This is a genomic window from Bradyrhizobium sp. BLXBL-03 (assembly GCF_051853015.1).
Lineage (GTDB): Bacteria > Pseudomonadota > Alphaproteobacteria > Rhizobiales > Xanthobacteraceae > Bradyrhizobium > Bradyrhizobium manausense.
The window spans coordinates 6,006,273-6,026,958 of record NZ_CP182470.1 but is presented as its reverse complement, the minus strand read 5'-3'; the positions used below and the strand labels follow the sequence as shown (position 1 = coordinate 6,026,958).

General features: G+C 64.4%; 19 protein-coding genes. 14 read left to right on the top strand and 5 right to left on the bottom strand.

The annotated features are described in order from the left end of the window. Positions 1-89: 89 nt before the first annotated feature. On the bottom strand, positions 90-1,160 hold the full coding sequence (locus ACNJX9_RS28830) for a glycosyltransferase family 4 protein (protein WP_439405375.1): 1,071 nt from the start codon (positions 1,158-1,160) through the stop codon (positions 90-92). 269 nt (positions 1,161-1,429) lie between these two features. On the opposite strand from ACNJX9_RS28830, the gene ACNJX9_RS28825 reads away from it, so the two are divergent. The 4 genes from ACNJX9_RS28825 to ACNJX9_RS28810 are packed head-to-tail and all read left to right on the top strand — an operon-like array spanning position 1,430 to position 7,347. Further along, positions 1,430-3,193 carry an ABC transporter ATP-binding protein gene (locus ACNJX9_RS28825; protein WP_439405373.1) on the top strand — a complete coding sequence of 588 codons (1,764 nt, stop codon included), beginning with the start codon at positions 1,430-1,432 and terminating at the stop codon, positions 3,191-3,193. A 59-nt stretch (positions 3,194-3,252) separates the two neighbouring features. After that, positions 3,253-5,457, top strand: coding sequence for an amylo-alpha-1,6-glucosidase (locus tag ACNJX9_RS28820; protein WP_439405372.1), 2,205 nt, complete (start codon positions 3,253-3,255; stop codon positions 5,455-5,457). A 22-nt stretch (positions 5,458-5,479) separates the two neighbouring features. Next, on the top strand, positions 5,480-6,013 hold the full coding sequence (locus ACNJX9_RS28815) for a PRC-barrel domain-containing protein (protein ID WP_057753401.1): 534 nt from the start codon (positions 5,480-5,482) through the stop codon (positions 6,011-6,013). A gap of 23 nt (positions 6,014-6,036) precedes the next feature. Continuing rightward, positions 6,037-7,347 (top strand): MFS transporter, encoded by a 1,311-nt coding sequence (locus tag ACNJX9_RS28810; protein WP_439405371.1) that lies wholly within the window; start codon positions 6,037-6,039, stop codon positions 7,345-7,347. A 42-nt stretch (positions 7,348-7,389) separates the two neighbouring features. Here ACNJX9_RS28810 and ACNJX9_RS28805 read toward each other — a convergent pair whose 3' ends face one another. From ACNJX9_RS28805 to fixL, 4 genes are all read right to left on the bottom strand, one after another. After that, positions 7,390-8,088: a helix-turn-helix domain-containing protein gene (locus ACNJX9_RS28805; RefSeq protein WP_057753832.1), complete on the bottom strand. Its 699-nt coding sequence runs from the start codon at positions 8,086-8,088 to the stop codon at positions 7,390-7,392. A 220-nt stretch (positions 8,089-8,308) separates the two neighbouring features. Next, positions 8,309-8,731: a response regulator gene (locus ACNJX9_RS28800; protein ID WP_057753397.1), complete on the bottom strand. Its 423-nt coding sequence runs from the start codon at positions 8,729-8,731 to the stop codon at positions 8,309-8,311. 58 nt (positions 8,732-8,789) lie between these two features. Continuing rightward, positions 8,790-9,407 (bottom strand): response regulator FixJ, encoded by a 618-nt coding sequence (fixJ, locus tag ACNJX9_RS28795; protein ID WP_439405370.1) that lies wholly within the window; start codon positions 9,405-9,407, stop codon positions 8,790-8,792. Positions 9,408-9,410: 3 nt separating this feature from the next. Further along, the gene (gene fixL / locus ACNJX9_RS28790) at positions 9,411-10,928 is read right to left on the bottom strand and encodes a sensor protein FixL (RefSeq protein ID WP_439405369.1); all 1,518 of its coding nucleotides are present in this window, start codon (positions 10,926-10,928) and stop codon (positions 9,411-9,413) included. A gap of 188 nt (positions 10,929-11,116) precedes the next feature. On the opposite strand from fixL, the gene ACNJX9_RS28785 reads away from it, so the two are divergent. The 10 genes from ACNJX9_RS28785 (at position 11,117) to ccoS (ending at position 20,602) form a co-directional block, all read left to right on the top strand. Continuing rightward, the gene (locus ACNJX9_RS28785) at positions 11,117-11,947 is read left to right on the top strand and encodes a universal stress protein (protein ID WP_439405368.1); all 831 of its coding nucleotides are present in this window, start codon (positions 11,117-11,119) and stop codon (positions 11,945-11,947) included. Between the two features lie 37 nt (positions 11,948-11,984). Then, positions 11,985-12,410, top strand: coding sequence for a CBS domain-containing protein (locus ACNJX9_RS28780; RefSeq protein ID WP_271601773.1), 426 nt, complete (start codon positions 11,985-11,987; stop codon positions 12,408-12,410). A gap of 278 nt (positions 12,411-12,688) precedes the next feature. Beyond that, positions 12,689-14,338, top strand: a complete 1,650-nt coding sequence (gene ccoN / locus ACNJX9_RS28775; protein WP_439405367.1) for a cytochrome-c oxidase, cbb3-type subunit I — start codon at positions 12,689-12,691, stop codon at positions 14,336-14,338. 10 nt (positions 14,339-14,348) lie between these two features. Then, the gene (ccoO, locus tag ACNJX9_RS28770) at positions 14,349-15,083 is read left to right on the top strand and encodes a cytochrome-c oxidase, cbb3-type subunit II (protein ID WP_057753389.1); all 735 of its coding nucleotides are present in this window, start codon (positions 14,349-14,351) and stop codon (positions 15,081-15,083) included. A gap of 13 nt (positions 15,084-15,096) precedes the next feature. Beyond that, positions 15,097-15,261 carry a CcoQ/FixQ family Cbb3-type cytochrome c oxidase assembly chaperone gene (locus tag ACNJX9_RS28765; protein ID WP_057753387.1) on the top strand — a complete coding sequence of 55 codons (165 nt, stop codon included), beginning with the start codon at positions 15,097-15,099 and terminating at the stop codon, positions 15,259-15,261. 6 nt (positions 15,262-15,267) lie between these two features. Beyond that, positions 15,268-16,143, top strand: a complete 876-nt coding sequence (ccoP, locus tag ACNJX9_RS28760) for a cytochrome-c oxidase, cbb3-type subunit III (protein ID WP_057753385.1) — start codon at positions 15,268-15,270, stop codon at positions 16,141-16,143. 121 nt (positions 16,144-16,264) lie between these two features. Continuing rightward, positions 16,265-17,731, top strand: a complete 1,467-nt coding sequence (ccoG, locus tag ACNJX9_RS28755) for a cytochrome c oxidase accessory protein CcoG (protein WP_439405365.1) — start codon at positions 16,265-16,267, stop codon at positions 17,729-17,731. Positions 17,732-17,746: 15 nt separating this feature from the next. Continuing rightward, positions 17,747-18,232 carry a FixH family protein gene (locus ACNJX9_RS28750; RefSeq protein WP_057753381.1) on the top strand — a complete coding sequence of 162 codons (486 nt, stop codon included), beginning with the start codon at positions 17,747-17,749 and terminating at the stop codon, positions 18,230-18,232. A 10-nt stretch (positions 18,233-18,242) separates the two neighbouring features. Then, entirely contained in the window at positions 18,243-20,432 is a 2,190-nt protein-coding gene (locus ACNJX9_RS28745) for a cation-translocating P-type ATPase (protein ID WP_439405363.1), read from the top strand. Beyond that, complete coding sequence (ccoS, locus tag ACNJX9_RS28740) at positions 20,432-20,602, top strand: cbb3-type cytochrome oxidase assembly protein CcoS (protein WP_057753377.1); 171 nt, start codon at positions 20,432-20,434, stop codon at positions 20,600-20,602. The genes ACNJX9_RS28745 and ccoS overlap by 1 nt, the downstream gene beginning before the upstream one ends. Positions 20,603-20,686 lie beyond the last annotated feature (84 nt).

Below are 20,686 nucleotides of genomic sequence, written 5' to 3'. Positions count from 1 at the left end.
AACTATTGCTGCGACGTATGGGTCCCGGCTCTGCGCCGCAACGCTAAGGGCGTTGCAGCGCGTCCGGGACACGAGAGCAGTGGAGACTGCTACTCCGCGCTGCTCACCAGCTTGATGCGTGGCGCCTGTTCTTCGGTCAGGCTGCGGTAGGCGGCGAGATAGTCGAGTGCCATCCGCCGCGCGGTAAAGCGTTTCTCGAACTGCTTGCGGATGGCGGCGCGATCGAGCTGGGCGAGGCGGTTCACGACACCTGCGGCGCTGAGGACGTCCTCGACGACGAAGCCGGTGAGCCCCTCATCGATGATTTCAGGCACCGAGCCGCGGTTGAAGGCAATCACCGGTGTGCCGCAGGCCATGGCTTCGATCATCACCAGGCCAAACGGCTCCGGCCAGTCGATCGGCAGCAACAGGCCGAGCGCGCCGCTCAAAAAGTCCGACTTCTCGTGATCGCTGATCTCGCCGATGAAATCCACCAGCGGATTGCCTGCGATCATCGGCTTGATCAGTTCGTCATAATAATCCTGGTCGGCGCGATCGACCTTGGCCGCGATTTTCAGCGGGATGCCGCAATGCATCGCGATCTTGATGGCGCGGTCGACGCCCTTCTCCGGCGCGATGCGGCCGAGCACGGCGAGATATTCCTGTTTCGCCGGCTTCGGCACCAGCAGGTTCTCGGGCAGGCCGTGGTGGATGGTGGTGACCCAGTTCGCCTGCGGCACCGGCCGCCGCTGCGCGCTCGAGATCGAGATGACCGGCATCTTTGAGAAAGTATTGAACACCGGCTGATGCTCCGGCAGGTCGAGCCGGCCATGCAGGGTGGTCAGGAACGGCGTCGGCTGCCGGCAGAACAGCGACCACGGATAATAGTCGAGATGGAAATGGAGGAAGTCGAACTCCTCGTCGTCACATTTCTGCCGCACGCGCTCCAGCAGCACCATGTGCAGTGCATTGGGATCCCGCACGGAACCGTCGAGGCGAAGCGCCCGCGGCCATAATGCGTCGAGCTTCGCCGACGTCTGCGAATCGCCGCTGGCGAACAGGGTGACATCGTGTCCAAGGGCCACCAACTCTTCCGTCAACCAATGCACCACCCGCTCGGTGCCGCCATACAGCTTGGGTGGAACAGCCTCCGTCAACGGAGCTACCTGCGCGATGCGCATCTCACCATCTCCTCTGCGATCATGTGGACGTTGGAACCCCCGCCGTGTAATTGGCACCGGCATGCCAACAAGGGAACGTTCCCGCAGTTGCGAAGTTCCTCTCAACAAACGTTACTTATTCGACACATCGCGAACATGTCTCGATGCTGCCATCTCCTCTTCGCAGATCGTCCGCATCCGCATGTCGTGATGGCGTTGCCCCGGAACCGAGGCGAACTGGTCGTTGTTCAATCGACCAGCCAGAACAATTGAAATCACGACGGGGTCTCATGGATCATCTTTCTGGATACGCGCGCAGGCCATTTGCATTTGTCTTGCGCTACCTGCGGCGACGGCTGGCGTCGCATCTGGTGATCCTGACCGCTGTGGTGGCAGCTGTTGCCTGCTCGGTGGGCACGCAGTACGGCGTCAAATCTCTCGTCGACGCGTTGTCCGCGGGAACTTCACATGGCGGTAGCGTATGGCTGGCATTCATCCTGCTCATGTCACTGATCGCCGCCGACAATTTTCTGTGGCGGATCGCCAGCTGGACGGCGAGCTTCACCTTCGTCCGTGTCACCGGCGATTTGCGCCGTGACATCTTTCGTCATCTGACCGGGCATGCGCCGAGTTACTTCCTGGACCGCATGCCGGGCATGCTGACGAGCCGCATCACTGCCACGTCCAATGCGGTGTTCACGGTCGAGAACATGTTCGTCTGGAATGTGTTACCCCCGTGCATCGCCACAATTGCGGCAATCGGGCTGATCGGAACCGTAAGCCCTTATATGGCAGCGGGCCTGACCGTGATCGCCGGCGGCATGGTGGTGGCGATGTTCCGCCTAGCCGCGGCCGGCAAGCCGTTGCATGACGACTTCGCCGACAAGGCGGCCGCCGTCGACGGCGAGATGATCGACGTCATCAGCAACATGCCGCTGGTTCGCGCCTTCTGCGGCATCGGCCATGAGCACGAGCGGTTCGACGCCACGGTGAGCCGGGAAGTCAATGCGCGTGGACGCAGCCTGCGCTATCTGGAGAAGCTGCGGCTGCTGCATGCCGCCGTGACCGTGATCCTGACGATCGCCCTGATGGCCTGGGCCGTCACGCTCTGGCAGCAGGGCGAGGCGACCACCGGCGACGTCGTGCTGGTCTGTACCCTCGGTATCTCCATCCTGAGCGCGACCCGCGATCTTGCCGTCGCGCTGGTCGATGTCACCCAGCACGTCGCGCGCCTGACCGAGGCGATCGCGACGCTGCTGGTGCCGCACGAGTTGCGCGATCACCCCGAGGCCGAGCCCCTGGTCAAGAGTGGTGCCGCGATCGCGTTCAACAATGTCACCTTCGGCTATCCTGGGGCTGAGAAGATCTTCGAGCGCTTCAGCCTGCGGCTGCAGCCCGGTCAGCGCGTCGGCCTGGTCGGGCAGTCCGGCGGCGGCAAGTCCACCCTGTTCACGCTGCTGCAACGCTTCTACGACGTCGACGAGGGCAGCATCACCATCGATGGCCAGGACATCTCCAAGGTCACGCAACAGAGCCTGCGCGAGGCGATCTCGGTGGTACCGCAGGACATCTCGCTGTTTCATCGCTCGATCCGCGAGAACATCCGCTACGGCCGGCCGAACGCGACTGACGACGAGGTGCTGCGCGCCGCGATCGCAGCGCGCTGCGATTTCATCGACAGCCTGCCCGACGGTCTCGACACCATGGTCGGCGACCGAGGCGTCAAAATGTCCGGCGGCCAGCGCCAGCGCATCGCGATCGCGCGCGCCTTCGTGAAGGACGCGCCGATCCTGCTGCTGGATGAAGCCACCGCCGCGCTCGACAGCGAATCCGAGGAGGCGATCCGCGAGGCGCTGTCGCGCCTGATGCGCGGCCGCACCGTGATCGCGATTGCGCATCGCCTCGCGACGCTGCGCAATTTCGACCGCGTCGTCGTGCTCAGGAACGGCAAGATCATCGAGGACGGAGCGCCCGACCGGCTGATGCAGGGGCATGGTCCGTACCGCGAACTGGTAACGCAGGAAATGAGCCGGCTCGCGAAGTTCGCCGCGTAAACCCAACAGTTGCGTTTGCGTTGGTCGCGTTCGAAACACTGGCAGCAGGGGAGCAGCTCATGGCAGTCGAAGCCGCAACCAGGATCAGCTCGGCCTCGCAGACGATAGAGGCCGTTGCCGAGCAGCCGTTCTACATTCCAATGACGGGGCCCGCCGCGCGGCCCCGTCGCTCGCTCAAGCACGACGACACCTTCATCGTGCTGGACAGCCATGGCGACATCGGCGCCTCGGCCGGCGGGCCGGACGGCCTGTTCAATTGCGACACGCGTTATCTGGCGCGGCTGGAGCTGGTGCTCGACGATCTCCAGCCGCTGCTGCTCGGCTCGAACCTGCGCGACGACAATTCGGGTCTGACGGTCGACCTCACCAACCCCGATATCTATCGCCAGGGCCGCATCGTCCTGCAAAAGGACCTGCTGCACATCGTGCGCACCATCTTTCTGTGGCGCGGTACGGCGTATCAGCGCATCGGGCTGCAGAACCACGGCGAGCAGCCGGCCTCCTTCGAGCTGACGCTGCTGTTCGACAATGATTTTGCCGATCTGTTTGAAGTGCGCGGCGAGCGGCGGCCGCGCCGGGGGACCGGCACCAGCAGGCTGCTCGGGCCGACCGACGTGCTGTTCGAATATCGCGGCCTCGACGAGGCCGAGCGCATCACCGGCCTGCATTTCGATCCGCGCCCGACGCGGCTCTCGGTCAACGCCGCGACCTGGCAGCTCGAGCTCGATCCGCACGAAGCCAAATCGCTGTTCGTGGCCGTGTCGTGCAACCGGCCGCTCGCGGAGAAGCCGGCGCGCTTCTTCCGGGGCCTGCTGGCGCATCGCCGCGAGATGCGGCAATCGGCGATCGGCGCGACCAGCATCGAGACCTCCAACAACATCTTCAACGAGGTGCTGTGCCAGGCCATGGCCGACCTCAACATGCTGATGACGGAGACGCCGCAAGGGCGCTATCCCTATGCCGGCATTCCCTGGTATTCGACCACGTTCGGCCGCGACGGCCTGATCACGGCGCTGCAGATGCTGTGGGTCGATCCGCGGGTGGCCAAGGGCGTGCTGCGGCGGCTTGCGCATTTCCAGGCCAAGGCGGTCGATCCGCTCGCCGACGCCGCGCCCGGAAAGATCCTGCACGAGATGCGCGGCGGCGAGATGGCGGCGCTGCGCGAGGTGCCGTTCTCGCAATATTACGGCAGCGTGGATTCGACGGCGTTGTTCGTCCTGCTTGCCGGTCGCTATTTCGAGCGGACCGGCGATGAGAACACACTGGTCGAGCTGTGGCCCGCGATCGAGGCGGGGCTTGCCTGGATCGACGGTCCCGGCGATCCTGATCAGGACGGCTTTGTCGAGTACCAGCGCGCGACCGAAAAGGGGCTCGCCAACCAGGGCTGGAAGGATTCCTACGACGCGATCTTCCACGCCGACGGCAAGCTCGCGGAAGGCAATATCGCGCTCGCCGAAGTCCAGGGCTATGTCTTTATGGCCAAGCAGCTCGCCGCGCGGTGCGCACGGACGCTGGGCAAGCCCGATCTCGCCAGCAAGCTCGAGGCGGAGGCCAAGTCGCTCGCCGAACGTTTTGAGGCGGCGTTCTGGTGCGAGGAGCTTGGTACCTATGCTGTCGCGCTCGACGGTCAGAAGCGGCGCTGCGAGGTCCGCACCTCGAATGCCGGGCAGGTGCTGTTCAGCGGCATGGTCCGCGAGGACCGCGCCCGCCTCGTGGCCGCCGATCTGATGCGCCCGCATTTCTTCTCGGGCTGGGGCATCCGCACCGTCGCGCGCGGCGAAGTCCGCTACAATCCGATGTCCTATCACGATGGATCGATCTGGCCGCACGACAACGCACTGATTGCGCTGGGCCTCGCCCATTACGGGCTCAAGCACTCGGTCGCGCACGTCTTCAAGGGCCTGTTCGACGCCGCGGCCTATATGGATCTGCGACGATTGCCGGAATTGTTCTGCGGCTTCCGCCGCGAGAAGCGGCGCGGCCCGACGCTCTATCCGGTTGCCTGCGCGCCGCAGGCCTGGGCCAGCGCGACGCCGTTCACGCTGCTGGAGGCGGCGCTCGGCCTCGAGTTCGACGTCGCGCGCCGCGAGATCCGGCTGCGTAACCCGCATCTGCCGGCATTTCTGAACGAGGTCATCCTGCGCGACCTGCGCCTGGGCGAATCCAGCGTGGATCTGCGCGTCAGCCGCCACGGCCACGACGTGGCGCTGGAGGTGCTGCGCACGCGCGGCCGGATCCAGGTGTCGATCGTGCTGGCGCATTAGTGGCCGCGGCAAGGAGGGTGTCATGCGAACCGCCGGATGGTTGGTTCTGAGCATCGCGATCGTCGCGGAAATGACGGTTGCCGTATCGCGTGCCGCGGAGGAATTGCCCCCGTCCGCCAATGCAGCTCCGACCGAGACGAACGCACCGCCGACGGCTGCGCCGCCGGCTTCGGTCGTGCCCGTCACCCCGAAGGATGCGGTGCCGCCGCCATCGGTGACCATCATCGGCGCCAGCGACGCCCATGGCGTGCTCGGGCGTGACGTGCGCAGCGCGGCGGATGAGGACATGGGGCGTATTGTCGATGTCATCGTCGATCGCGAGGGACATGTCCGCGCCGCCGTGATCGATTTCGGCGGCTTCCTCGGCGTCGGCAGCCGCAAGATCGTGGTGGACTGGAATGCACTGCGCTTCGGCAAGATTGCCAACAAGAAAGACAGCATCACCTTGGAATTGACCAAAGCGCAGGTCGCGGCTGCACCGGAATACAAGGAGGATACGCCGATGGTCGTGCTCGGGGCATCCGGCAGTCTGCAACCGCTGCAGGCCATCCAGTGAGGAGGGGGGAGGGCTGACCGCCTGTGCTCTTGTCGAGGAAGCCTGATCACGAGAGGCGCGAAGGACGCGTTGAACGGGGCAACGTGGCCGCACCCGTCCTTGCGGCTATTCCCGCGCCGTCGCAACGAAGCCTGCGTGGTCTCGACTGGTTCATCTTCTTCCTCGCCGACGTGCAGACCGGCTTCGGCCCCTTCATCGCGGTCTACCTGACGACACAGAAATGGACGCAGGTCGAGATCGGCTTCGTGCTGTCGATCGGCGGCATCGTCGCGCTGATCGGCCAGATGCCGGGCGGCGCCATCATCGATGCTGCGAAATCAGAACGACTGGTCGCGGCGCTCGCGATCGCCACCATTGGCTTTTGTGCGCTCGCCTATGCGGCGATGCCGATCTTCCCGGTGGTGGTGACGGCGGCGACGCTGCATGCGGCGGCGAGCTGCGTGCTGGGACCGGCGATCGCGGCGATCAGCCTTGGCCTCGTCGGCCCGCTCAAGATCGGCGAACGGCTCGGCCGCAATGCCCGCTTTGCCTCGCTCGGCAACGGCGTCGCTGCCGCCGTGATGGGCACGGCCGGCTATCTTCTTTCGAGCCGTTCGGTGTTCCTGGTCACATTCCTGCTCGCGATCCCGACACTGATTGCATTGTCGCGCATCCGCGAGGAGGAGGTCGACATCGCGCGCTGTCACGGCGAGATGCCGCGCGAGGCGCCGGAGCCCGGCGATACCAATATCTGGCATCTGATCCGGCAACGGCCGCTGATCGTCTTTGCGTTGAGTGTATTGTTGCTGCAGCTCGCCAATGCGTCGATGATGCCGCTGATGGCGAGCGCCGTGACGGCGAGGTCGAGCCAGTGGGCGACGGTGCTGGTGGCCTTCTGCATCGTCGTGCCGCAGGCGATCGTGGCGCTGCTGTCGCCGACCGTCGGACGCAAGGCGCAGGCGTGGGGACGGCGTCCGCTGCTACTGATCGGGTTCGGCGCGCTGGCGATTCGTGGTCTTCTGTTTGCGACCGTGCGCGATCCCTATCTGTTGGTGGCGGTGCAGGTGTTCGACGGCATCACCGCGGCAGTGTTCGCAGTGATGATTCCGCTTGTTGTGGCCGACGTCGCGTTCGGAAGCGGGCACTTCAATCTCGCGCAGGGCATTGTCGGCACGGCGACCGGACTCGGTGCGTCCTTGAGCACCGCGCTTGGCGGCTATGTCAGCGACATGTTCGGCAATGCCACTGCATTCTTGGGGCTGGCGAGCATTGCAGCCTTGGGGCTCTTGCTGATCTTCTTCGTGATGCCGGAGACCCGGCGCACCGGCATTGCGGCAAAAGAAATGGCCGGCTGAACGAGATCAGCCGGCCATAGGGGGTAGGGGAGGACGAAACGATCAGGCGTCGAGATTGTGCAGGCGCTGGCGGTTGCGCAGCACGATCTGGCGGGCGCCGGAGAAACCGAGAATGCCTTGGGCGTGGAGCTGCGACAGCGCGCGCGACACGGTCTCGAGCGTGAGGCCGAGATAGTCGCCGATGTCGCGGCGGCACATCGGCAGCGCCATCATGCCGGCAACGGCGAGGCGGCGGTCCATTTCGAGCAGGAAGGTCGCAACCCGCTCCATCGCGGTCTTGCGGCCCAAAAGCAGCATGTGGTCTTCGGCGTGGCGTAGCTCGCCGGCAGTCATGGCCCAGAGCTTGCGGGCGACCTGCACGTCGGTGCCGGCGGCCTTTTCGAGGCTGACGCGCTTCACCAGGCGCACATCGGTGTCGATAATGGCCTCGGCGGCGAGGCGGTGGCTGGCGCCGGATTCGAGGCCGAACACGTCGCCGGGAAGATGGAACGCGCCGATCTGGCGGCGGCCGTCCGAGAGGAGCTTGTAGGTGCGGACCGCGCCGGAGACGACCTGGTAGACATATTCCGCAGGCTCGTCCTCGCCGTAGATCTCCTCGTCCTTGCGGTAGGAGAACTCGGTGGCGACCAGGCCGACATGACCGGTGATGGCGCCGAACTGGTCGGAGACGGGATGAACGGGGGCAATCCTGCCACCGATTTGGGTGTTGATCGCCTGGGTGTTGAGGGTCTGCGTCAGCATTTGCGCCATCTCCGTTGTGATGGCGCCTTGATACGCGGTATCGGTTGCTTCGAAAATTTCGCGAGATATCTTAAGGAGGGTTACCTACGTAGAACCCCGTAGGCCGCCGAGTTCGTAGCCGGGATGGAGCGCAGCGAAATCCGGGGTTAGCTCCGCAATCGGATTCCCGGATTGCGCTGCGCTCCATCCGGGCTACGGGACCTACGTAGAGTCCCGTAGGTCAATTCCGGCGGCGGGCCTGGATGGCGTGACGGATGCCTTTGACCAGATTCTCGTCGAGAAGCGGCTTCAAGATCACGTCTTTCACGCCTGCTGCCTTTGCCCGAGCCGAGATATTGCTATCGGGATAGCCGGTGATCAGAATCACCGGCGTGTCGCGGTCGGACTGGTGCAAGCGGCCGGCGAGCTCGATGCCGTTGATGTCGGGCATCTTGTAGTCGATCACGTAGCAGTCCGCGCCGGACGGGCTCGTCGCGTTGAGCAGCGCCGTGGCGTTCCTGAATGTCCGCACGGCAAAGCCGTCGGTTTCCAGCAGAAAACGCAGGGATCCGAGCACGGCGTCATCGTCGTCGACCACGTAGACGGTGGGCTTTACCGATGACGCCATGGGGAGCCGCGCATGGTGCGAGCCGATTTCGATCATTCGAATTGGCTAGCACAGGCCGAGGCAACCGCCTTGACTTGCCTCAAGCCGCCTTGGCTCAATCCTTCAGCAAGCCGGCGCGCATTGCCAGCCGGACCAGCTCCGAGAGGCTGCCCGCCTGCATCTTGGTCATGACATTGGCCCGGTACACCTCGATGGTGCGCGGGCTGATGTCGTATTCGCGGGCGATCAGCTTGTTGGACAGGCCGGCGACCAGTCCTTCCATGACCTGGCGCTCGCGCGGACTGAGAGACGCGACGCGGGCGGCGATGTCCTGGGATATGGCTTCGTTCTTGGCGGCGGGCTCGGCCTGCTGGATCGCCGCTTCGATCATCGAGACGAGGCGGTCGTCCTCGAACGGCTTTTCCAGGAAGTCGACGGCCCCTAACTTCATCGCCTCGACCGCAAGCGGCACGTCGCCGTGGCCGGTCATGATCAGGATCGGAAACGGCGAGTGCTGCGCCTTCATCAGCTTCAGGAGCTCGATGCCGTCGATGCCGGGCATGCGCACGTCGGAGAGGACACAACCGAACGCGAGGCCGGGGAGGGCATCGAGGAAGCGTTGCGCGTCATCGAACAGGGTTACGCTGTAACCCGATGAATCGAGCAGAAAATTCAGCGAATCGCGCATCGCTTCGTCGTCGTCGATCACGTAGACAATTCCGTTGGTCGTCATGGTTCAGCTCTCGTCGGCTGCAGGCAGAGTGAAGCGGAATGTCGCGCCGCCCGATGCGTTGCTCTCGGCCCACATGCGCCCGCCATGAGCCTCGATGATCGAGCGGCTGATCGACAGTCCCACCCCCATACCGGTTTCCTTGGTGGTGAAGAAGGTCTGAAACAGATTCGGAATGACGTCGTCCTGGAAGCCGGAGCCGGTGTCGGAAACCTCGATCTCGATCATGTCGTCACCGACACGGGTGTTGGTGACGACGAGCTCCCGTCGCGGCGACTGCGCCATCGCCTCCAGCGCGTTGCGGAACAGATTGACCAGGACCTGCTGGATCTGAACCCGGTCGGCGAGCACGAGATCGGCATTCTGATCCAGACTGAACCGAAGCTGGACGTTCTGTTCGCGCGCACCGGCGAGCCCGAGCGCGCCGGCTTCCTCGATCAGCTTGGAGAGGCTCTCCACCCGCTTTTCGGACTCACCGCGTGCGACGAAATCGCGAAGGCGGCGAATGATCTGGCCTGCACGTACGGCCTGCTCCGAGGCGCGATCCAGTGCGCTTTCGATCTTCGCCAGATTCGGATCTGCGCTGCCGGCGAGCAGTCGCCGCGATCCCTTCATGTAGTTGCTGATCGCGGCCAGAGGCTGATTCAGCTCGTGAGCCAGCGCGGACGCCATCTCGCCCATCGCGCTCAGGCGCGAAACATGGACGAGCTCGGACTGCAACTCCTGGAGCCGCGCCTGGGTCTGCTGATGCTCGGTGAGGTCGCGGACGAAGCCGGTGAAATAGGGCTCGCCGCCGGACTGCATCTCGCCGATCGACAGGTGCATCGGAAAGGTGGTGCCGTCGCGGCGCTTGCCGGTGACGATGCGGCCGATGCCGATGATGTGCGGATCCTGGGTGGAGCGGTAGCGCGCGATATAGCCGTCATGGCGGGAGCGATCCGGCTCCGGCATCAGGATGCTGACGTTCTGGCCGATCGCCTCCTGCTCCGACCAGCCGAACAGGCGCTCGGCCGCCGTCGAGAACAGCTGGATGATGCCGCGACCGTCGATCACGATCATGGCGTCGGGAATGGTGTGGAGGATGGAGCGGAGGTGGGTCTCGCGCGTGCGCAGCGCTTCCTCGACGTGCTTCTCCTCGTCGATGTCCAGGAAGATGCCGCTGAGATGGCGGGCGGCGCCGGCCTCATCGCGGATCAGGCCGGCGCGGGCCCTGATCCATTTTTCCCCGCCTATGGCCCCGGCGACTCTGAAGGACACATCGAGGCCGCCGCCGCGCTCGGAGACGCGCCGGATCGCACTCTCGACCCGCTCACGATCCTTCGGCTCCAGACGCGCCAGGAAGAGCTCGTAGCTCTCCGGCTGGTCTGCCGGGACGCCGAGCAGGGCCTTCGACGCGTCGGACCATTCCCATTCCATGGTCTTGAGGTCGAGATCCCAGGTGCCGACGCCGAATCCCTCGATCCGGACGCGGAAATGTTCGCCCCGGCCGTCATCTTGAGGGTGCGTTACGCGGGTCGGCGACAAGCAATGCTCCTGATCCTGATGCGGTGACCCCGATGGGGTTACCGCTGCCGCAATGTCGCCGAAGCCCGGCTCGGAGGCAAGTTCCGTCCCCGGTCGGCGGGTGGAGGCGGAGCGCTTGATCTATCTCATCTCCGGAATTCAGGCGGGGCGTACATTTTCATCAAATAGATTTGCACTGGAGGCTCCCGATGACATACGCGACGGTGATGGTCAGCCTGGCGCTCGGCCAGCCCAACGATGCGCGCCTTCAGGTCGCCGGCGAGCTTGCCGAACGATTCGAGGCGGCGATCGTCGGGGTCGCCGCGGCGCGGTTCGCTCCGCCACTTTATTTCACGGACGGCATCGCAGCTCAGCGGTTGATCGATCAGGAAGAAACCTCCATCAAGGGACGCCTGGCCGGCCTGGAGACGCAATTCCGCGCCGCGACCAAGGCCCGCGGCGGACGGGTGGAATGGCGCAGCGCCACGGACTTCCCCGCACGATTCGTCGCAGCGCAGGCGCGCTGTGCCGACATCGTCGTCAGCGGCGGACAGAGCCCCGCCTTCTCCGATTCCTTTGCGCTCGCAAGCCCCAAGGATCTGGTGATGCAGGCCGGCCGGCCGCTGCTGGTGGTGCCCGACGGGATCAAGTGGCTCGATCTGCGCAGCGTGCTCGTGGCCTGGAAGGACACGCCCGAGGCGCGGCGGGCGGTGGCTGACGCGCTGCCCATGCTGCGCAAGGCGAAGGACGTCACCATTGTCGAGATTCCTGAGGCGGACGGAGACCATGCGGTCGTTGCCGAGCGCGTCAGCGATGTCGCCGCCTGGCTCGCCCGCCACGGCGTCACGGCGACGGCGCGCGTGGTGGAGGCGGCGAACGAAACGGCCGACGTGCGATTGGAGGGGATCGCCGGCGATGTCGGAGCCGGCCTGATCGTCGCCGGGGCCTACGGCCATTCCCGCTTCAGCGAGCTGATTCTCGGCGGCGTCACGGAATATCTGGTCACGCAATCCGCGCGCTGCGTGCTGCTGTCGCATTGAAGGCGAGGCCGTACCGACAAATCGATGAGGACGTGCCGTGTACAAATTCCTTGAGCAGACCGCCGGCGGCTACATGACGCGCAACGTCAGGACGGTGCAGCGTGACCACAATCTGCTCGCGCTCAGCGAGATGTTCGAGCAGGACGATTTCAATTCCTACCCCGTCGAGGACGACGGACAGGTCGTCGGCATTGTCACCAAGTTCGACATCCTGAAGTGCTTCGCCTTCACGCCGAGCCAGATGCTGCCGCGCTATCACGACCTGATGGGCCGGAAGGTCGGCGATGTCATGACGCCGGAGTTCATCTATGTCAGTCCCGACACGCGGCTGACGCGCGTTCTCCAGATCATGGTCGAGCACCGCATCCGCAGCATCATCGTGCTCGACAGCGCCCAGAAGCTGGCCGGAATCGTTGCGCGCGAGGACGTCATCGCGGCGCTGAAGGCGACCGCGAGCGACTAAGTGGCTCAAGCCGGGCGGTAGGTTCCGGCCTCCGTCATTGCGAGCGAAGCGAAGCAATCCAGAATCTTTCCGAGCAGGGACTCTGGATTGCTTCGCTTCGCTCGCAATGACGATGGGGGCAGCGGTAGCATATCGACGAGTTGCGCCGCAAAAATACCGGGCTGTCGCGAAAATGACCGCCAGATCCGAAGAACTGAACGGCAAGTCTTGATTTCAATCAATTCCCCGCGAGGGTGAATGTGGTTTCTGGCAGCGTGTTCTTTCAGAGAGAATCCGCGATGCCCCAGCCCTCCATCTCCAAATCAATGACCATCGGTGAAAGCGGCTTGGCTGTCGTGTTCGCAGTCACCGCGTTCCTCTGTGTGATCGCTTCGGCCAAGGCGCTTGACGCGCCCTTCGCCTTCCACGCTGCGCTCGGAGCAGTTGGCAGCCTTGCCGCGGTGTTCTTCATCGTCAACAATTACTACGACCGCCCGGCGAGCTTGCCCGCCGAGGAGATCAACGGCCGGCCCAACTACAACATGGGCCCGATCAAGTTCTCCTCCTTCATGGCGATGTTCTGGGGCATCGCCGGCTTCCTGGTCGGGCTGATCATCGCATCCCAGCTGGCCTGGCCCGCACTGAACTTCGATCTGCCCTGGATTCAATTCGGCCGGCTGCGGCCGCTGCACACCTCCGCCGTGATCTTCGCTTTCGGCGGCAATGTCCTGCTCGCAACCTCCTTCTACGTGGTGCAGAAGAGCTGCCGTGCGCGGCTCGCGGGGTATCTCGCGCCCTGGTTCGTCGTCGTCGGCTATAATTTCTTCATCCTGGTCGCGGGCACGGGCTATCTGCTCGGCGTGACGCAGGGCAAGGAATATGCGGAGCCGGAATGGTACTCCGACCTCTGGCTGACCATCGTCTGGGTGGTTTATCTGCTGGTCTTCCTCGTCACCATCATCAAGCGCAAGGAACCTCACATCTTCGTCGCGAACTGGTTCTATCTCGCCTTCATCGTGACGATCGCGGTTCTGCATCTCGGCAACAACCCCGCGCTGCCGGTATCGATCCTCGGCTCAAAATCCTACATCGCCTGGGGCGGCATCCAGGATGCGATGTTCCAGTGGTGGTACGGCCATAACGCGGTGGGCTTCTTCCTCACCGCCGGCTTCCTCGCCATCATGTACTACTTCATTCCGAAGCGCGCGGAGCGGCCGATCTATTCCTACCGGCTCTCGATCATCCATTTCTGGGCGCTGATCTTCCTCTACATCTGGGCCGGTCCGCACCATCTGCACTACACCGCGCTGCCGGACTGGACGCAGACGCTCGGCATGACCTTCTCGATCATGCTGTGGATGCCCTCCTGGGGCGGCATGATCAACGGCCTGATGACGCTGTCGGGCGCCTGGGACAAGCTGCGGACCGACCCCGTGCTGCGCATGCTGGTGGTCTCCGTCGCCTTCTACGGCATGTCGACCTTCGAGGGACCGATGATGTCGATCAAGGTGGTCAACTCGCTCAGCCACTACACTGACTGGACCATCGGTCACGTGCATTCCGGTGCGCTCGGCTGGGTCGGCTTCGTCTCCTTCGGCGCGCTGTACTGCCTGGTGCCGTGGGCGTGGAATCGCAAGGGTCTCTACAGCCTGAAGCTCGTCAACTGGCACTTCTGGATCGCAACCCTCGGCATCGTGCTCTACATCTCGGCGATGTGGGTGTCCGGCATCCTCCAGGGCCTGATGTGGCGCGCCTACACCTCGCTCGGCTTCCTCGAATATTCCTTCATCGAGACCGTCGAGGCGATGCATCCCTTCTACATCATCCGTGCCGCCGGCGGCGCGCTGTTCCTGATCGGCTCGCTGATCATGGCCTATAACCTCTGGATGACCGTTCGTGTCGGCGAGCAGGAAGTCCAGATGCCCGTCGCTCTTCAGCCGGCGGAGTGAGGAGCTTCCCATGTCGTTCTGGACACGCCATCAAGTCTTCGAAAAGAACTCGATCATCCTGATCGTCGGCATCCTGCTGGTGATCGCGATCGGTGGTCTCGTTGAAATCACGCCGCTGTTCTACCTCAAGAGCACGATCGAGGCGGTCGATGGTGTCAGGCCCTACACGCCGCTCGAGCTCGCCGGGCGCAACGTCTATGTCCGCGAAGGCTGCTATCTCTGCCATTCGCAGATGATCCGCCCGCTGCGCGACGAGGTCGAGCGCTACGGCCACTTCTCGCTCGCCGCCGAGAGCATGTTCGACCACCCGTTCCAGTGGGGCTCGAAGCGCACCGGTCCTGACCTTGCCCGCGTCGGCGCCAAATATTCCGACGATTGGCACGTCACCCATCTGACCAATCCGCGCGCGATCGTGCCGCAGTCGGTGATGCCCGGCTATCCGTTCCTCAGCTCGACGGAGGTCGATCCGTCGACTATCGCCGATCATATGCGCACGCTGCGGACCGTCGGCGTTCCCTATAGCGACGACCAGATCGCCAACGCGGCCGCGGACATGAAGGCGCAGGCCGATCCTGACAATGCCGGCGCCGATGCCTTCACCAAGCGCTACGCCAAGGCCGTCGTGCGCAATTTCGACGGCAAGACCGGGACGCCGACCGAGATGGACGCGCTGATCGCCTATTTGCAGATGCTCGGCACGCTGGTCGACTTCAAGCTCTACAACGAGAAAGCCAATCTTCGCTGAGAAGGCATCACCGATGAAAGCCATCCTGACATTCGACAATCTCGCATCCAGCCTCGTGACAACGATCTGGACGCCGGTCTTCGTCGCGATCTTTCTCGCGATCGTCGCCTACGCATTCTGGCCCCGCAACAAGGCGGCCTTCGACGAAGCAGCCCGCCTGCCGCTGCGGGAGGAGTGAGAGATCATGAGTGAGCATCAAGGGGAATTCGATTCCGTCACCGGCAGGTCCACGACCGGACATGAGTGGGATGGCATCAAGGAGCTCAACACGCCGCTGCCGCGCTGGTGGGTGATTACGTTCTATCTCACCATCGTCTGGGCGATCGGCTACTGGATCGTCTATCCGGCCTGGCCGCTGATCTCCGGCAACACGCGCGGTGTGCTCGGCTATTCATCGCGCGCCGACGTCGCGGTCGAGCTCGCCAATCTCGACAAGATCAGGGGCGACAAGATGGTGGCGCTGGGCGCGGCCTCGCTTGCCGACATCGAGAAGGATCCGGCCCTGCTGGCGCTCGCCCGCGCCAAGGGCAAGACCGTGTTCGGCGACAATTGCGCGCCGTGCCACGGCTCGGGCGCGGCCGGCGCCAAGGGCTTTCCGAACCTGAACGACGACGACTGGCTGTGGGGCGGCACGCTCGACCAGATCATGCAGACCATCCAGTTCGGCGCACGCTCCGGTCACGCCAAGACCCATGAGGGCCAGATGCTCGCCTTCGGCAAGGACGGCGTGCTGAAGCCGGACGAGATCGTCACGGTGGCCAATTATGTCCGCTCGCTCGCGGGCCTTCCGACCCGGAACGGCTACGACGCTGCCAAGGGCGGGAAGATTTTTGACGACAATTGCGTCGCCTGCCACGGTGACGGCGGCAAGGGCAACCAGGAGCTCGGTGCGCCAAACCTGACCGACAAGATCTGGCTCTACGGCTCCGACGAGGCGACCCTGATCGAGACCATCACGAATGGCCGTGCCGGCGTCATGCCGGCCTGGGAAGGGCGGCTCGATCCGGCCACCATCAAGGCGATGGCGGTCTATGTCCACTCGCTGGGCGGCGGAAAATAGTCTGAAAACTGACGATCGGCGGCAGGCGGGGGCGAACAAAATCGCCCCCGTTTGCGCTGGATCAACGGACCCAGCGACGTCGGGTCTAGGTTTAATCGCACCTTCCGAGGCGACTTGAGCGATGAACAAGGCCGTGAACCCGAAAGACCTCACATCAGATGATGACTACGGGCCGCTCTACGCAGCCCGCAAGAAGGTCTATCCCCAAAGCGTCCACGGCACCTTCCGCCGGATCAAATGGGGCCTGATGGCGTTCTGCCTCGGCGTCTATTACTTCCTGCCCTTCGTCCGTTGGAACCGCGGTCTCGGCGCCCCGAGCCAGGCCGTGCTGATCGATCTTCCCAACAGCCGCTTCTATTTCTTCTTCATCGAGCTGTGGCCGCAGGAGGTCTATTATTTCACCGGCCTTCTGATCGTCGCCGCGGTCGCGCTGTTCCTGATGAACTCGGTGGGCGGCCGCATCTGGTGCGGCTATCTCTGCCCGCAGACGGTGTGGACCGACCTGTTCTATGCGGTCGAGCGCTTCGTCGAGGGCGACCGCCGTGAACGCATGATGAAGGACAAATCGGTGGGCGCGTTGACGATCCGGCGTGTCTCCGAGATCGCGCTGAAGAATTTCATCTGGCTGATGATCGCCTGGTGGACCGGCGGCGCCTGGGTGCTCTATTTCAACGACGCCCCGACGCTTGTGAAGCAGCTGTTGACCTTCCAGGCGCCAGCCCTCGCCTATATCTGGATCGGCATCCTCACCGCGACCACCTTCGTGCTCGCCGGCTACATGCGCGAGCAGGTCTGCACCTATATGTGCCCGTGGCCGCGCATCCAGGCCGCGCTCACCGACGAATGGGCGCTCAACGTCACCTATCGCTACGACCGCGGCGAGAAGCGCACCTCCGTGAAGAAGGCCGCCGAGCTGCGCGCGCTCGGCGAGCATGTCGGTGACTGCATCGACTGCTATCAATGCGTCGCGGTCTGTCCGACCGGCATCGACATCCGCGACGGCGCGCAGATGGGCTGCATCCAGTGCGGGCTCTGCATCGACGCCTGCGACAATGTCATGACCAAGATCGGCCGGCCAACTCGCCTGATCGCCTATGACAACGACATCAACATCCACCGCCGCCAGGAGGGCGAGGCGCCGATCTACCGCATCGTCCGTCCGCGCACCATGGTTTACAGCGCGATCATCGCGGCGGTCGGCGGCATCATGATCTACGTGCTGGCGACCCGCACCCTGCTCGACATCAACGTGCTGCATGACCGCAACCCGGTTGCGGTCAGGCTCAGCGACGGCTCGATTCGCAATGCCTACACCGCCCGGCTCTTGAACAAGAGCGGACATGATCGCGTGATCGCGATCGATATCGACGGCCCGGTCAATTCGACGATCCATGTCGTCGGTGCTGATTCCGTGACGCCGGACCGCCCGATGATCGTGATACCCCGCGACTCCACCAGCGAGCTGCGCCTGCTCGTCACCGCGCCGGCCGAAGGCAATCCGGAGAAGTCGATTCCGGTTCGCTTCCACGTCACCGATATCGGGCTCGGCGAGGCTGCATCCACCACAGACAATTTCGTCGCGCCGTAAGACCAGGAGACTGCAATGGCAACCAGGCCGCTGACCGGAACAAAGGTCTTCCTGATCCTCGTCGCCTTCTTCGGCGTCGTGATCGGTGTCAACGTCACCATGATGAAGCTCGCGATTGCGACGCTGCCCGGCACAGATGTCGACAGCCCCTATGCCGCGGGTCTCGCCTACGACCGCGAGATCTCGGCGGCGCAGGACCAGGCCTCACGCAAATGGCAGGTCAACGCCCATATCGAGCGGCGCGCCGACGGCAACGCCGTGCTTCAGGTCGAGGCGCGTGACGCAAGCGGCCAACCGTTGACCGGATTGAAATTCGCAGGCCGCCTGGAACGACCGACCGACAAGCGCGCGGATCTCGCGGTCGGGCTCGCGGAGGCCGGCATCGGCATCTATCGTGGCAATGCCGCCTCCGTCGCGCCCGGCCAGTGGGATCTCGTCATCGAGGGCGACGCGAAAGGTGAGCGCGTGTTCCTGTCGCGCAACCGTGTCATCTTGAACTGAAGGCCCCGCCATGCAGGTGACACGCGATTTCTCCCACTACGTCCGCACCGCAGGCGCGGGCCTCCAGCACATCGACCTCGCGGTCGAGGGCGTTCACTGCGCCGGCTGCATGGCCAAGATCGAGCGCGGCCTGTCTGCGATCCCGGACGTCACGCTCGCGCGGGTGAACCTTACCGACCGCCGCGTCGCGCTGGAATGGAAGGAGGGCAGGCTCGATCCCGCCCGCTTCATCGACCGGCTCGAGGAGCTCGGCTACAAGGCCTATCCTTACGAGACCGAGAGCGCGGAAGCGACTGAAGTGGCGGAATCGCGTTTCCTGCTGCGTTGTCTCGGCGTTGCCGCCTTTGCCACCATGAACGTGATGATGCTGTCGATCCCGGTGTGGTCGGGCAACGTCTCGGACATGCTGCCCGAGCAGCGCGACTTCTTTCACTGGCTGTCGGCGCTGATCGCGCTGCCGGCGGCGGCCTATGCCGGCCAGCCGTTCTTCCGCTCGGCATGGCGGGCGCTGTCGAACAAGACCACCAATATGGACGTGCCGATCTCGATCGGCGTGGGCCTCGCGCTCGGCATGTCCGTGGTCGAGACCGTCAATCACGCCGAGCACGCCTATTTCGACGCGGCAATCATGCTGTTGACCTTCCTTCTGGTCGGCCGCTTCCTCGACCAGAACATGCGGCGCCGGACCCGCGCGATCGCCGGCAATCTCGCCGCGCTCAAGGCGGAGACAGCAGCAAAATTCGTCGGGCCCGACGAGATCTCGCAGGTGCCGGTCGCGGCGATCCATCCCGGTGACATCGTGCTCTTGCGGCCCGGCGAGCGCTGCGCCGTCGACGGCACCGTGATCGAAGGACGCTCCGAAATCGACCAGAGCCTGATCACCGGCGAGACGCTCTATGTCACGGCCGAGCGCGGCACGCCTGTCTATGCCGGCTCCATGAACATCTCCGGCAGCTTGCGGGTGCGGGTTTCGGCTGCGTCGGAAGCAACGCTGCTCGCCGAGATCACCCGCTTGCTCGACAACGCGCTCGCCGCGCGCTCGCGTTACATGCGGCTCGCCGACCGCGCCTCGCGCCTCTATGCGCCGGTGGTGCATGCCACCGCGCTGATCACCATTCTGGGCTGGGTGATCGCGGGAACGAGCTGGCACGATGCGATCGTGACAGGCGTTGCGGTGCTGATCATCACCTGTCCCTGCGCGCTCGGGCTTGCGATTCCGACCGTGCAGACGGTGGCCTCGGGCGCGATGTTCAAGGCCGGCGTGCTGCTCAATTCCGGCGACGCCATCGAGCGTCTTGCCGAGGCGGATCACGTCATCTTCGACAAAACAGGCACGCTGACGCTGCCGGATCTCGATGTGACCAATGCGGCTGACATTCCCCCCGACAGTTTTGCGCTCGCCGGCCGGCTCGCGCTGTCGAGCCATCACCCGGTCGCTGCCGCGGTTGCGCAGGCTGCGGATGCAAAGTCCCCGATCGTGGGCGCGGTCGAGGAAGCCGGGCAGGGCGTCCGTGCTGTGGTGGACGGCGTCGAGCTCCGCCTTGGCCGTCCCTCCTTCTGCGGCGCCGAGGCGCTGGTCGGTCGCGCCACGCTGGATCCTGAAGCGTCTATCGTGGCTTTCAGCAACGGCGCTGAAAAATTCATCCTCTCGGTGCGGCAAGGCCTGCGGCCGGATGCGCAGGCCGTGATCGCCGCGCTGAAGGATCGCAACATCGGCGTCGAGATTCTCTCCGGCGACCGCGAGCCCGCGGTGATTGCGGCAGCCCACGCGCTCAGCATCGCCGAATGGCGCGCCGGCGTCACGCCCGCCGACAAGATCGCGCGGATCGAGGAGCTGAAGCGGCGCGGCAGCAAGGTCCTGATGGTTGGCGACGGCATGAACGATGCACCGTCGCTGGCGGCAGCCCATGTCTCGATGTCGCCGATTTCGGCGGCACATCTGAGCCAGGCCACTGCCGATCTCGTCTTCCTCGGCCGGCCGCTGGCCCCGGTCGTCGCGGCGATCGATTCCGCGCGCAAGGCGCTGCATCTGATGCGGCAAAACCTCTGGCTTGCGATCGGCTATAATGTGCTGGCCGTGCCGGTCGCGATCAGCGGCGTGGTGACGCCCTTGATTGCCGCGGCCGCCATGAGCGGATCCTCGATCCTGGTCATGCTGAACTCGCTGCGGGCCCGCAGCGCCTCGCGGGAGATCGTGTAATGGAGATCCTGGTCATCCTGGTGCCCCTGGCGCTGATGCTTGGAGGTGCCGGCCTTGCCGCCTTCCTCTGGTCGCTCCGCAGCGGCCAGTATGACGATCTTGACGGCGCCGCCTGGCGGGCGATTGCGGATGACGAGCCGCCGCCCCAGGAGGCGCCGGCAAAGCGTTAACGCATCCTTGGCTGCGTAAGCTTCTGCACTCCCTCCCGGACGATGGATGCTGGACGGCCGATGGTCGTCGGGCGTAACAATGAC